This window comes from Escherichia sp. MOD1-EC6300, from assembly GCF_002965045.1.
In the GTDB taxonomy this organism is placed as follows: domain Bacteria; phylum Pseudomonadota; class Gammaproteobacteria; order Enterobacterales; family Enterobacteriaceae; genus Escherichia; species Escherichia coli_F.
This window is the reverse complement of the sequence record NZ_PTRH01000006.1, coordinates 156,781-170,634: the sequence shown is the minus strand read 5'-3', so window position 1 is coordinate 170,634 and position 13,854 is coordinate 156,781. Positions and strand designations below refer to the sequence as shown.

Genomic DNA, 13,854 nt, shown 5'->3' with positions numbered 1-13,854 from the left:
GGAGTTCCTGACCTATGTCCCCTACTATTTATGATATTGCCAGGGTTGCCGGCGTATCAAAATCCACCGTATCACGCGTGCTGAATAAGCAAACCAATATCTCCCCGGAAGCGCGCGAAAAAGTGTTACGGGCCATTGAAGAATTACAGTATCAGCCAAATAAACTGGCCCGCGCGCTGACCTCTTCGGGCTTTGATGCCATTATGGTGATTTCTACCCGCTCGACCAAAACTACGGCGGGTAACCCGTTTTTCTCCGAAGTTTTGCATGCCATTACCGCCAAAGCGGAAGATGAGGGTTTCGACGTGATATTGCAGACGTCGCACAACCCAGCTGAAGACTTACAAAAATGTGAAAGCAAAATTAAGCAGAAAATGATTAAAGGCATTATTATGCTAAGTTCGCCAGCAGATGAGTCTTTTTTCGCCCAACTCGATAAATACGATATTCCGGTGGTAGTAATTGGCAAAGTTGAAGGTGAATATGCCCATGTTTATTCTGTCGATACCGATAATTTTGGCGACAGTATTGCGCTGACCGATGCATTAATTGAAAGTGGACATAAAAATATTGCCTGCCTACATGCTCCGCTTGATGTCCATGTTTCGGTTGACCGCGTTAATGGTTATAAGCAAAGTCTGGAAGATCATAATATTGCAGTGCGCAATGAGTGGATCGTTGACGGCGGTTATACCCATGAGACAGCACTGCAAGCCGCGCGGGAATTATTAAGCCAGTCACCGTTGCCTGAGGCAGTGTTTGCTACTGACAGCCTGAAATTAATGAGCATTTATCGTGCGGCGGCAGAGAAAAACATTGCTATTCCGCAGCAGTTAGCGGTGGTGGGTTATAGTAATGAAACGCTGTCGTTTATATTAACGCCTGCACCGGGCGGCATCGATGTTCCGACGCAGGAGTTAGGTCAACAAAGCTGCGAGTTATTATTCCGCTTAATTGCCGGAAAACCGTCACCACAAAATATTACCGTTGCCACGCATATGTCGTTGAAATAAATGCCAGCTACGTTGCCTGAATGCCGGATGCGATGCTGGCGCATCTTATCCGGCCTACATTTATAAACCGGATAAAGTACTCGCGCCGCATCCGGCAATTTAGCACATTATCAGAACGCGTAATTCACACCGACACCTGCATAATGGAATTTATCGCTGTCGCCTTCATCGTGATCCTGCCACTCAAACGCGTATTCCAGCGAAACGGAAAGACCATTCTGGAAATCATAACCGTAAAACAAACCAAGACGGTTAAAATCATGGCCTTCACGTTCGATATCATCCTGCCAGTCCCAGTTACTCCAGCGATCCAACCCAATGCGCGTATACGGTGTTACCGAGTGATTGCCGAGCGTCAGCGGTAAATAGGCGCGAATTTCTTGCGTGGAGAATTCACCGTTATTGCGGCTGTCGTCCATATTGAAGCCGCGCTCGAGATAATAGTTCACTCGCAAGGCAACCGTTTCGTTGAAGGTATATTGCAGACCCGTTTCCGTTTCGACACGGGTATCAGCATAACCGGTTGTATTCAGATCGTTGGCAAATTTATACATCGACAGCCATCCGTTGAAACGTAAATCGTCAGTCAGTTTCACGTCCCAGTCTGGCGCGATTTTCCAGCGCTGCATATTTGCCGTGTCTTTACCCGGTTCATCAACGTAGTGATAACCATAGTTACGGAAACCACCGGTCAGGCCGAAACTGAAATCATCGCTTTCGAGAAACTGATAATGCACTTCCAGTTCCGGGCGATCAAACCAGGTTCCACGTTTACCCGCGCTATAATCTACCGGCCCTTCCTGGTAATAAGCCAGCGATATTCTCCACGGCCCATTGGCAGCATTAAAATAGACGGAAGGCTCCGCCAGCCCGTCCATATCTTCGCCATAACCCTCGACGTTTTCTATTTCGTACATCGCGCCGATATTAAAGTGCCAGTCGTTTTTTTCCTCAGCCTGTGCGCAGGCCATTCCCGCACACATCACCAGTGCGGTACAGGGTAATAACTTTTTCATTATTGTTCCTTGTATTATCCTGGGGGAATGCCTTCCCCCTGTATTTAGCGAATTGCTATTTCCGTTTCTGCATCAAAGAAATGACATTTGGTCATATCGAAATGAATAGTGACGTTTTCTCCTGCATGATAATCATTTAACGCACCAGCACGGACCACTAACTCGTGCCCCCCAACCGTGGTGTAGAGCATAAATTCCGCACCGGTTAATTCTGCCACGCTAATTTTGGCGGAAATGTTATTTTCCTCTTGCGCATCCGGATGAATATCTTCCGGGCGTATTCCCATCACGATGGGCTTATGCAAGCTTTCCTGCGTTTTCAGAACCGCTAATTTATCTTCGGGAATGGTTAATTTAAGCGTTTCCGTAACGAATTTATCGCCATCGATCGTGCCGCGAATAAAATTCATTGCTGGTGACCCAATAAAGCCGGCAACAAACATATTCGCCGGTTGGTTATAGACCGTTTTCGGCGCACCGACCTGCTGAACAATCCCATCCTTCATAATGACAATCCGCGTCGCCATGGTCATCGCTTCGGTCTGATCGTGGGTCACGTAGATCATGGTGGTGTTCAGTTTCTGATGCAGCTTGCTGATTTCCGCGCGCATTTGTACGCGCAGCTTGGCATCCAGGTTAGAGAGCGGTTCATCCATCAAAAACACGCCCGCTTCGCGCACAATCGCCCGTCCGAGCGCCACACGCTGGCGTTGCCCGCCGGAAAGCGCACCCGGCTTGCGTTTCAGGTACTCACGCAGGCCAAGGATTTGCGCCGCCCAGTTAACCCGCTCATCAATCACCTCTTTGGCGATTTTTTGCATCTTCAGGCCAAACGCCATGTTGTCGTAGACCGTCATATGCGGATACAGCGCGTAGTTCTGGAACACCATCGCGATATTGCGTGCTTTGGCCGGAACGTCATTCATTCGTTTACCGTCGATCAACAGATCGCCGCCGCTGATCTCCTCAAGCCCGGCAATCATACGCAGGGTGGTCGATTTACCGCAGCCCGACGGACCGACAAACACGATGAACTCTTTATCGGCAATCTCCAGGTTGAAGTCCTTCACCACATGCACCTGGTTATCGTAGATCTTTTGAATATGTTGTAACGAAAGCTGTGCCATGTTGATTCCTTTGCTATACGTTTTGCCAGAAGGCCGATAACCGCGGCCAGGTCAGGGACTCCGTTGAGGGCAACAGTAATTGCGCCCCAGTTAAGCCCGCGCCGATCCCCACCGAGCGCATACCGCTGGCGTTAATGGCGTCAATGCCCGCCTGCGCATCTTCAATGCCGATACATGCCTGCGGCGGCACGCCCAGCCCGGCACAGGCGGCGAGAAAGATTTCCGGGTCCGGTTTCGAGTGTTTAAGTTGGGAAGCGTCCGCGCAGAAGGTGAAAAACTCGCGCAGCTCCAGCGCCGCTAAAATTGTTGGGGCATTCAGAGAGACGGAGGCCAGCCCTACCGGGATGCCTTGCGCCCGAAGATCTGCCAGCAAAGGCCGAATTCCCGGCAGAACAGCGTTAACCGTCAGTTCGCGCAGTGAGTGGACGTAGAGCAGATTTTTGCGATACGCCAGTTGCGCCCGCTCTTGCACGTTAAAGTCGCCCTCTTTGCCCCCGTGTTGCAGAATGCGTCGCAGGGACTCATCGCGGCTGATCCCTTTTAACGTCTCGTTAAATTGCACATCGATGCCGATGCCGATTTCGGCTGCAATCTGCTGCCATGCCTGGAAGTGCAGATGTGCGGTGTCGGTGATCACGCCATCCAGATCGAAAATTACCCCTTGTAGTTTCATTCATCCTCCTGATGCGTGGTAGCGGTCCCATTGAAGGGCAAAATAAAATCACCCAAACAGAAAACAGATTCTTCAGTCACGGAAATAAGCTGACCGTTCAACCGCAGTGAAACAGGCGCAGAAGTTCGAATCGCAATACGCTGCGCGTCGAGAGTGACCTGTAATTCGCAGCCTTGCCAGAACAGAGGGAAAGACAACTGTTGCCACTGCTCAGGTAACGCCGGATTGAGATGTAATTCGCCGTCGCGCACGCTGACTCCGGCAAAACCCTGAATCGCGCCCAGCCAGATAGCGCCAGTTGCGGCAGCGTGGATACCGTCATCGCAGCTATGCGGATCAGCACCAAGATCGATTTCACTCCCCTCGCGCCAGAACGGGTAACTCTGCGCAGGCAAGCCACAACGCGCGGCAACAATGCCGTGGATCGCTTTACTCAATGACGAGTCGTGAATGGTGCGCGGTTCATAAAATTGCAGATTGGCGAGACAAGAGGCCGCTGAAAATTGTTCCGGTAGCATGTAATTGAGCATCACCACATCGGCCTGCTTGAGGATCTGCATCTCGTTCACTTCTGCGCGTGAATAATCCAGCAGAATGGTTTGTTTGCCTGCCGCCGCTTTGTATTTCGCCAGATCTATCGCCGGTTTCGCCATAAACGAATCATCCTGCGGCAAAACGCCGTCGGGCTGAATTTCTGGCATCCACAGCTCTTTGAGGAACATGTCGGCACGATGAATAAACGCGTCGTCGCTACAGCCAAACTGGCGAGCAATATTCAGCGCCTGTTGGACGTTGTAGCAGGCCATATAATTGGTGTATGCGTTATTATTAACGTGTTCGGTATATTCGTCTGGCCCAATAACATCATGAATTTCCAGACGATCGTTAACCCTTACCGCGCGGCTAATCCAGAACTTTGCGGTCTCCAGCAGTAGCGCCATGCCTTCGTGAGCAATGAAGCTTTCATCCCCTGTTACCTGCCAGTATTGAATAACCGCCCAGGCGATATCGGCAACCAGATGATGTTCTGCCAGCGCTGAGGCCACTTTTTGCCGCAGCCCGGTACGAATGTTAATGGCGGCAAATTCCGGCGTTTCTTCTTCGCCGCTACGTGCGCTCTCCCACGGAAACAGCGCGCCCTGCCAGCCATTGCGTCGCGCTTTCTCCTGCGCCCCCGGTAAGTTGTGCCAGCGATAGCGCAGCAAACTCCGGGCAATCGTCGGTTCGCTAAACAGATGGAACGGCAGCAGGAACACTTCCGTATCCCAGAAAACGTGGCCTTTGTAGCCTTCGCCGGTTAAGCCTTTCGCCGCAATGCTGCTACGCTCGTCATGGGCGGGCGTCATAATACGCAAATGATAAAGCGCATAGTCTAACGCCCGCTGATCGTGCGCATCGCAACTGTTTACCGTGATACGACGTTTCTGCCACCATTGCTGCCAGTTTTCTGTGGATGCTGCTAGAAGTTGGTCATAACTCTGTTGCGTGCACCTTTCGAGCTGGCGAAGCGACGCACTGCCCCACTCGTCTAAAGCGGCTTGTCGGTCGTCCCGCCAGTCAATCCACACCCGCTTTTGCAAGGTCAGTGTTTCACCTGTGCGAAGTTGCGCGCTGGTATGTTGCAGCAAACGGCGCTCTTTTGCGGTATAGCACTGCTGAACGTCACCACTCGCCTGACAGTGACAACTGATGGCCACATCACTGCGCCCATCCTGGGTGGTGTAGATCCCCTGCATCAAATGCTGACCAAACACCCGCACCTGGGTTTCGTCCAGATGCTGGCGACCGTGGTTGGTTTGCGTGGCATCAATGCCTGTTGAAATCAGCACTGACGCGTCGGCGTCCAGCGGGGTAATACTGATTTCCAGCGCGACCAGCGGCAGTTGATCTGTTGAAACAAAACGACGGCTTTCAAGGGTGAACCCTGCGCCGTCGCTGGTGCGCCAGATAACACTGCGGCGTAATTCTCCACTGGCAAAGTCAAGCTCACGCTGCCACGCTTCGCAGGATAACGAAAAAATCTCGCCGTTTAGGGTAATTTCCATTCCCACCACGTCTGGCAGATTCACCAGTTCGTTGATTTCTCCTTTACCCGCTCGATGATAAAGCCCTGCCAGATACATGCCGCGCGTCTGCCGCGTGTAATCTTCTTCATGGCTGGCACGAAGCCCAAGATAGCCGTTCCCCTGCGCCATTAATGAGGCATATTTATTCAGGGTATGCTGGCTGAAATGGGGTTCCGTTAATGTTACTGGCCTGGTCATAATTCCACACGCGTCCCTGTTTCTGCGGATTGATACAGCGCCGCCACCAGTTGCTGGATGATGTACCCTTGCTCGGCGTCGGCAATCATCACTGGCTTGCCCTGTACGTGATTGATAAAGGCTTCCATGCTGCGCAAATGACGGTTGTCGTCGGCCAGTTCCCGTTGCATCAGCGTCATTAATTCACCGTTGTTATCGGTGTAGATATGCGCCGGAAACAGCGTGGCTCCGGCTTTATCACCGCAAAAGCTGACGTTCATAATCGACTGTTCGCGGATGTTGAGTGCAAATGATGTCTCGAGCCAAAGAATGCCGCCGTTATGAAATTCAATGGTGCCAAACAGCGAATCTTCGACGCTGTAGGTTGCCGGGTCCCACTCACCAAATTGACCACAGCTCTTTTGCGGGCCGATCTTTTGAAAGCTGTGCGCATTCACGCTTTTCACCGCCGGAAAGCCCAGCACATACATCGCGGCATCCAGCATATGAATGCCTATGTCGATCAGCGGGCCACCGCCCTGCAATTCTTTATTGGTAAAGACACCCCAGCCGGGAACACCGCAACGACGCAGGGCGCGGGCGGTGGTAACGTAAATCTCTCCCAAAACGCCGTTGGTCACCTGTTCACGCAGCTGTTGCGTATCGAGCGCAAAACGATGGTGAAAGTCGTAGGCCAGCACCTTGCCCTGTTTGCGCGCGGTATCGCACATTTCCCGCGCCTGTTCTGGTGTCATGGCGGGCGGTTTCTCGCACATCACATGGCAGCCTGCCTCCAGCGCCATCAGGGTATGCTCGTAATGAAAACGGTTAGGTGAACAGACGCTTACCACGTCAGGTTTTACCGCCAGCAGCATGGCCTGCGGATCGTCCCACACGGATGCGTTCCCGTATTTCTCTGCCAACGCCTGCGCCTGGGAAAGACGGCTGTCACAGACAGCCACCAGTTCCAGATCGTTGCGGGTGCAGTAGTACGAAGCATGAACCTTATCCGCCACCTGGCCCGCGCCTATTATCGCGACCCGCAGCGGAGAGCTTGTCATTGCACTTTTCACAAAGACCTCTTAGCAGGTGCGCAACCAGGCCAAAGAATCACGGTACGCCTGAGCAGGATCTTCTGCCCGAATGCGCCCTTCATACACCACATAGCCCTGATAGTTATCGGCGCGCAGCTGTTCAAACAGCGCGTGGAAATCGAGGGTGCCACTGCCCGGCTGATAGCGATGATTATCGGCAATATGCACATGACCAAGCAGGTCACGGTTGTCATGCAGCGCCTGCGCCAGGTTATCCTCTTCGATATTCATGTGATAGAAATCGCCGATAATCTGCACATGTTTAAGATCGTTTTCGACGATGTAACGACGTGCATCGGCGAGCGTGTTGATCATGTGGTCCTGATAGCGGTTTAGCGGTTCGAGATACACCACCGTTCCGGTACGCGCGGCCACCTTTTCCAGGAAACGCAGGGAATCGCTCACCATTTGACGATCGCCGTCCAGGCTGCGCGGTGAGGTCATCGGCGGTAAGCGGAAGGTAAACATGCCCCACGCAGCCGGAACGACAATACCTTTGCCGCCCACTTCCGCCAGCGCCTCAAGAATGCGCTCGATCTGCTTTAAACCATTAAGACGACGTTCTTCGATAAAGTCGCCAATCCAGCCGTCATAACCACCGCAGGCGGTGGTCACCGGTAAACCGGTTTCTTTAATTGCTGCTTTGACTTCTTCGAGATTGTTAACCAGCAGTTTGCCGTCAATCTCAAAACCATCAAACCCCATCTCTTTGATATAACGAAATTTCTCCAGAATATTTTCTGGAAAGAAGGCCTGATTCTGTGTACCGATTTTCATTTTTCCGTCCTTAGAATTAAAAAGTTACGCCCATTTTGATGCTCTGTTCCGGATGCTGGTCGACATACTGCATGTAGCTTTCCGGGCTGTTAGCAAAGGTCACCACCGGGTCGATTAAATCTTCACAATTGAGATAACCGTTCATCAGCAGTTCCCAGCAGGTTTCTTCAATACGCTTGCGGCTCCAGCGCGGATAATCCGGGTTCGGTTCACTGCACGCACGAGAGAAGACAATTTTGGCGTTGTTGAAATGCGCTTCACGTCCGAGGTTGAAACCTTCGGCAAATGGTTTGGCAAATGCGACATACGAGATGGTGCCGCCATAAGCCAGGCCGCGCAGTGCCGATTGCAGCGCGTCGGCGTAGCCGCTGGTTTCGATAATCACATCGGCACCCTGCTTGCCGGTCAGCGTTTTAATCTCTTTGCCTACATCTGTGCCAATGGGGTTAAGGCAGAAATCCGCCCCGTGGCGACGGGCAATATCACAGCGATGAGCGATAGGATCGACACCAATCACCACCGACGCGCCAGCGCGTTTTGCCAGTTGAATGGCAATTTGACCAATCGCGCCAAGCCCTACCACCACCACAAAATCGCCCACGCGCACGTTGGCATCGCGCACGCCGCTCATGGCAAACTGCGCCGGGTCGTAACAGACGGCGTTTTTCCACGAGCTACCTTGCGGCATCTTGCGCAGTTTGTAGTTATTCACCGCGTTAATGATGACCGTTTCGGAAAGCGGGCCATAGCCGCATACGCTGTCGCCCACCGCGTAGTCGGTAACCTCGCTGCCGCACTCGATAATGTCGCCAACCACCATGTTGCCAAGCTGGAACTTGCCAAACTCAATGCCGCGCGGCGCATCTGCCGGACGCGGGGTGAACATCTGCCATTCGCCATTAAAGTCTTCATTAATAAACGGGCTGGCGGCGCGAAAATCGACCACTTCCGTCCCGTGTTTCGGCGCGCCGAACCGCACGCGGATCTTCACTTCATTGGCTGAAATCGCTCTGTCTTCATACTCCACCAATGCGGCAACGCGCGGTGCTGTGGCTACTAACTTTTTCATGTAAAACTCCTTGTCAAGAAACTGGCCGCTTTAGCCCTTCACGCCACCGGCGGTCAAACCACTCTTAATAAAACGTTCCGAAAGTGCATACATAATCACCACCGGCAATGCGGTCACCAGCGAGGCCGCCATCATTCGGCCCCAGATGTAATCAGGGGTACTGAACAGCGCGTTCAGGCCTACCGGTAAAGTGAAATTGCTGGCGCTGGAGAGGAAAATCGAGGCAAACAGATAGTCGTTCCACGCCACCATAAAGCAGTAGACGAACACGGATATCAGCCCGGACATCGCCAGCGGTACCGTGATGCGGAAGATGATTTGCAGCCGGTTGAGGCCATCCATCATCGCCGCTTCTTCGATTTCATCGGGGATGGTGTCGAAGTAGCTTTTCAGCATAAACACGGCGGTAGGCAGGGTTTGCGTAACCATGGTGATGATCAGCGCCATCTCGGTGTCGTAAACGCCAAGCGCGGTGATGATTTTGAATAGCGGCACCACCAGCAAAATGCCGGAGAACATGTACACCGTGTAGAAGCTGGCGTTGATGGTCATTCGCCCTTTAAAGCGCAGGCGGGAAAGCGCGTAAGCCCCGAGAATGCCGAGAAATACTGCTATCACGGATGAAACTACCGACACCACCAGGCTGTTACGGAAATAATCGACAAACGGGAAAATCACCGGGTTAAAAATGTCGACGTAATGCTCCAGCGTCCACTGTTGCGGCAGCAGCGTAGGATGCAGCGATATCGCCTCTTTCGCGCTCTTAAACGAGGTCATCAGCATCACAAAAAACGGAAACAGCGTGATGATGAGAAACAGCGCCAGCCCGCAGTAAAAACCGATACGACTGAGTGTGCGTTTATTTGTTGCCATTGAGGTTCACCCGTTTTCTGGTCAGCAGAATGACAGCGAAAATAATGATGAAGAGCACCACCGAGATCGCCGCCGCTTTCCCTAAGTCATTAAAGGCAAAGGCGGTTTTGTAGAGATAGACGCCGAGAATATCGACCTTGGTCGTCAGCAAATAAACGTCAGCGAACATGTAGAACATCCAGATGGTACGCAGAGTCACCACCGTCGCCAGGACCGGCATAATCGCGGGCAGCGTGACAATGCGAAACCGCTGCCAGGCATTAGCGCCATCCATCTCTGCCGCTTCGTACAGCGATTTGTCGATGGTCTGCAAAATCGCCAGAAACGAAATAAAGGCATACGGGAAGTAGCGCCAGATGGCGAACAGCACCACCAGCACAAAGCTACTGCCCGGATTATCGAACCACAGCGGTGCCTGCTCATAGAGATGCAGAAGATCGACGCCGAGGTAGTTCACAATGCCGTAGCCGTTGTTGAACATGTATTTCCAGGCGAACACCAGCGAAATAGACGGCGTTACGTAGGAGAGGATCACCAGCGAACGCGCGGTTTTGCGCAGGCGGAACTCGCGGTTGAAAAACATCGCCACCGCCAGCCCGAGCACGGTGCTGCCCGCCACCACCAGCGCGGTATACCAGACCGTCATCCACAGCGAGTGCCAGAAACCGGGATCGGAGAGGATACGCACATAGTTACTCACCCCAACAAACGTTGATTCGATGTTGGGATTGAGCGGCAGACGTAAAAAACTGATTTCGATATTCGACACCATCGGCCACGCCACCAGACCGCCCAGCAGTAATAAGCTGGGCGCGAGAAGCAGCAGCGCAAAGGGCATATCGGAACGACCTGAAAAAAGCCTGTTCATTGCGGATTCCTGTCCTGGGTTTAGTGCTGTTCGACCAACTCATCCAGCTTTTTCTGGCTCGCTTGCAGCGTGGTAGAGAGATCGGCTTTACCCACGGTGACGTTATGCACCATTGAGCTCACCACGCCAGAACCCGTCACATCGCCCATGCGGGTAAAGTTTTTATCCCCTACTGCGCCAAAGACCTGAATATTTGGCAGTTCGCTAATCAACTGATTCGGCAAGTCTCCCAGCGCCTTAATCACGTCGTTATCTTTCCAGGTGGCAGTCGTCACAACCGCTTTGTTCACCGGCAGCGCCGCGCCTGGTGACATCATCACCCAGTCGGCAATGTTGTCTGCCTGCTCCATAAAGGTGACAAATTTTTCCGCCGCTTCCGTCTCTTCGCTTTTTTGCCCGGCGGTAATGGTCAGCGAGGTCAACATGCCGTAGACCGCCGAGTTTTTCTCGGTTGGCACCACGAAACCGACATTCTTCGGGTCGCCTTCTTTAATCACAGCCGGAAGGATATAGGTGGAGTAAATCGCCATCGGCGCGGTGCCGTTCATAAAGGCGTCTTTCACTTCCATAATGTCGTTAGAACCCGGCATGGTGTTGGCAGCAAGGTCGCGGTAATAGGTCAGCGCCTGCATCATCTCCGGCGTATCAAGAGTGATTTTGCCTTCGGCGTTAAAAACGTTGGCCTGATTGGATAACGCAAACTGAGAGAACGATTGTTCCGTCAGTACGCTTTCTGCCGTCGGCAGTGCAATACCGTATTTTTTATTCGCCGGATCGTTCAGTTTCTGTGCGACATCCAGCAACTGTTGCCAGTTTTTCGGCTCATCCAGCCCGGCTTTTGCCAGCACATCTTTGCGATACCAGATACCGCCAATCCATGCGCTGACAGGAACACCGGTCCAGGCGCTACCATCTTCGGTGCGCACAATCCGCAGAACGCCGTCATAAAACGCGCCTTCACCGACATTACTGATGACCGTAGCAACCGCTTTGCGATCGATAAGCTGTTCTTTGTCCATCACTTTGGCGTAGTCATGGCTGGTTTCGATCACTTCCGGCAGCGAGCCGCTACGGGAAAGGGTGATGACTTTGGTGTTATAGGCATCTTCTTCCACCGGCACTTGTTTAACAGTGATGCCTGGGTTTTCTTTTTCAAAACGCGCAATTAACTGACTAATTACCGCCTGGCGTTCCTGTTCCACCGAAGAATGCATAAACTCGATGGAGACATTCGTTTTATTTTCTTCTTTACAGCCTGAAATCAGGGCGCAGGAAACCAGTGCTGATAACAGCACGATTTTTGATTTAATCATGAGATGTTCCTTTTTATTTAATCCACATAACCTGCCAGGGGCGCAGCGTTATTTCATTACCCACTATATCAACTTCACTAATCAGATCCCGACCGTGCAGGTCAGTAATATTTATATGCTGAATATTTTCACTGACATTAAACAATCCTGTCAGACAATTACCATCCGCGTTGCTTCTTTGAATACGCATTACGGATGAATTAACCGTATCGATGGTAAAACTATTATCCGGATGAAATTCTTTATGACGGCGACGAAGCGTAATTAAATGTGACAACTGATGATATACTGCGTGCCTGAGTGTCGTTTCATCATTCAGTTCACTGGCTATCTCTTCACTACGATATTTCTTACGGTTAATCGCGCGGTTATATCCCAGCTTTTCGACACCAGCGTAATCATTACGTGAACCCAGAATACTTTGAATATAGACAGCAGGCACACCGGGAAAGGTTAACAATATGGCATGAGCAAGAATAAACCGGGCACAGCGTTCTTCGTCACTGCAATCGCGATGGCTCAATGCGTCCATGTAGGTCACATTCATTTCATACGGACTGCGCGTACCATCGGGATTATTTTTCCAGTTTACTAATGCCCCTTCCTGCTGTAATGCCTCGACCAGCGCTAATATTTCGCTTTCGGGTAGCAAGCCACGCAGTGGGTTAAGCCCGATGCCATCGTGAGAGGCGAGGAAGTTAAACCAGGTGGTGATGCTGGAAGGTAGTGTCAGGTTTTGCGCCCACGCACAAAGCGCCTCAACGTTCTGTTTTTGCACCGCATGCAGCACCAGCGGCGGCAGCGAGAACTGGTACACCATATGCGCTTCGTCATCACCGTTTCCAAAGTAAGCAATGTTGTCTTTGTGCGGAACATTGGTCTCGGTAATGATCACTGTACCTAGTGCTACGTCATCAATAATCGACCGTAACAGCTTGATAATCAGATGTGTTTTTTCCAGATGGATGCAGCTTGTTCCCGGCTCTTTCCACATAAAGCCAACGGCATCCAGGCGGACATACTCAGCACCTTTCTCAAGGTAACACAGTAAAATATCCACCATCGCCAGTAACACTTCAGGGCTACGGTAATTCAGGTCAATTTGATCGTCGCTAAAGGTGGTCCATAAATGGCGCGTTGAATGATCGCGCATCTGGAATGGCGTTAATAACGGTAACGCACGCGGGCGAGTGACGGCGCTGAGATCGGTTTGCGGGTCAACGGCAATAAAAAAATCTTCAAAACCTGGCTGCTGTTGTAAATAGTTTTTAAACCATTCACTTTTTGCCGACATATGGTTGCAGACAAAATCAAACATTAAATGACTGCATTCACCGAGTTGCTGAATATCCTGCCACTCCCCTGCTTCACTGGCGACCTGATGATAATCAATTACCGAAAAGCCATCATCAGATGACCATGGATAAAACGGCAACAAATGAACATGTGAAAAAATGCTTTGCAGCCAGTGATGGTAAAACTGATTAAATGTGGGTAGTGGTTTTAAATCATTACTGTGAAATTGATCGGCATAGGTAATTAACACGACATCACTTTCATCCCAGTGTTTTTTACGTCGCTGTGTAATTAATCTTTTCGCACTGTCAAGACGCGTTACAAGTTTCTGTAAATGAGTCGCGGTAAATGTTCCACCGTAGATTTCGTCCAGGTAATCCGTAATTTTCTGTTTCATGTTGCCTTTCCGTGGTAGCGGTCCCATGAAACGAGAGACTACTCCGCAGAAAATAAACTGTCAATTGAGCACAAGGGTTTTAGTCACGCAGGAAA

Annotated in this window: 12 protein-coding genes; 1 reads left to right on the top strand and 11 read right to left on the bottom strand. The window is 51.4% G+C overall.

Going from position 1 to position 13,854, the window contains the following annotated elements:
* The first annotated feature begins 14 nt into the window (after window positions 1-14).
* Window positions 15-1,013 (top strand): LacI family DNA-binding transcriptional regulator, encoded by a 999-nt coding sequence (locus BGE37_RS11810; protein WP_032302950.1) that lies wholly within the window; start codon window positions 15-17, stop codon window positions 1,011-1,013.
* A 110-nt stretch (window positions 1,014-1,123) separates the two neighbouring features.
* Here BGE37_RS11810 and ompG read toward each other — a convergent pair whose 3' ends face one another.
* The 11 genes from ompG to ycjM are packed head-to-tail and all read right to left on the bottom strand — an operon-like array spanning window position 1,124 to window position 13,759.
* Window positions 1,124-2,029, bottom strand: coding sequence for a monomeric porin OmpG (gene ompG / locus BGE37_RS11805; protein WP_000735245.1), 906 nt, complete (start codon window positions 2,027-2,029; stop codon window positions 1,124-1,126).
* A 44-nt stretch (window positions 2,030-2,073) separates the two neighbouring features.
* Entirely contained in the window at window positions 2,074-3,156 is a 1,083-nt protein-coding gene (locus tag BGE37_RS11800; protein WP_000057969.1) for an ABC transporter ATP-binding protein, read from the bottom strand.
* 13 nt (window positions 3,157-3,169) lie between these two features.
* A complete protein-coding gene (gene pgmB, locus BGE37_RS11795) occupies window positions 3,170-3,829 on the bottom strand; it encodes a beta-phosphoglucomutase (RefSeq protein WP_104917315.1) in 660 nt (219 codons plus the stop codon).
* The gene (gene ycjT / locus BGE37_RS11790; RefSeq protein WP_105288049.1) at window positions 3,826-6,093 is read right to left on the bottom strand and encodes a kojibiose phosphorylase; all 2,268 of its coding nucleotides are present in this window, start codon (window positions 6,091-6,093) and stop codon (window positions 3,826-3,828) included. The genes pgmB and ycjT overlap by 4 nt, the downstream gene beginning before the upstream one ends.
* Window positions 6,090-7,145 carry a Gfo/Idh/MocA family protein gene (locus tag BGE37_RS11785; protein WP_039020823.1) on the bottom strand — a complete coding sequence of 352 codons (1,056 nt, stop codon included), beginning with the start codon at window positions 7,143-7,145 and terminating at the stop codon, window positions 6,090-6,092. The genes ycjT and BGE37_RS11785 overlap by 4 nt, the downstream gene beginning before the upstream one ends.
* A 9-nt stretch (window positions 7,146-7,154) precedes the next feature.
* Window positions 7,155-7,943 carry a sugar phosphate isomerase/epimerase family protein gene (locus BGE37_RS11780; protein WP_032184031.1) on the bottom strand — a complete coding sequence of 263 codons (789 nt, stop codon included), beginning with the start codon at window positions 7,941-7,943 and terminating at the stop codon, window positions 7,155-7,157.
* Window positions 7,944-7,959: 16 nt separating this feature from the next.
* Window positions 7,960-9,012: a zinc-dependent alcohol dehydrogenase gene (locus tag BGE37_RS11775; protein ID WP_000737371.1), complete on the bottom strand. Its 1,053-nt coding sequence runs from the start codon at window positions 9,010-9,012 to the stop codon at window positions 7,960-7,962.
* Window positions 9,013-9,042: 30 nt separating this feature from the next.
* The gene (locus BGE37_RS11770; RefSeq protein ID WP_000224670.1) at window positions 9,043-9,885 is read right to left on the bottom strand and encodes a carbohydrate ABC transporter permease; all 843 of its coding nucleotides are present in this window, start codon (window positions 9,883-9,885) and stop codon (window positions 9,043-9,045) included.
* Entirely contained in the window at window positions 9,872-10,753 is an 882-nt protein-coding gene (locus BGE37_RS11765; RefSeq protein WP_001080790.1) for a carbohydrate ABC transporter permease, read from the bottom strand. Before BGE37_RS11765 ends, BGE37_RS11770 begins: the two co-directional genes overlap by 14 nt.
* A gap of 20 nt (window positions 10,754-10,773) precedes the next feature.
* Window positions 10,774-12,066 carry an ABC transporter substrate-binding protein gene (locus BGE37_RS11760; protein ID WP_105288048.1) on the bottom strand — a complete coding sequence of 431 codons (1,293 nt, stop codon included), beginning with the start codon at window positions 12,064-12,066 and terminating at the stop codon, window positions 10,774-10,776.
* 13 nt (window positions 12,067-12,079) lie between these two features.
* Window positions 12,080-13,759, bottom strand: coding sequence for a glucosylglycerate phosphorylase (ycjM, locus tag BGE37_RS11755; RefSeq protein WP_088542047.1), 1,680 nt, complete (start codon window positions 13,757-13,759; stop codon window positions 12,080-12,082).
* Window positions 13,760-13,854: the final 95 nt, after the last annotated feature.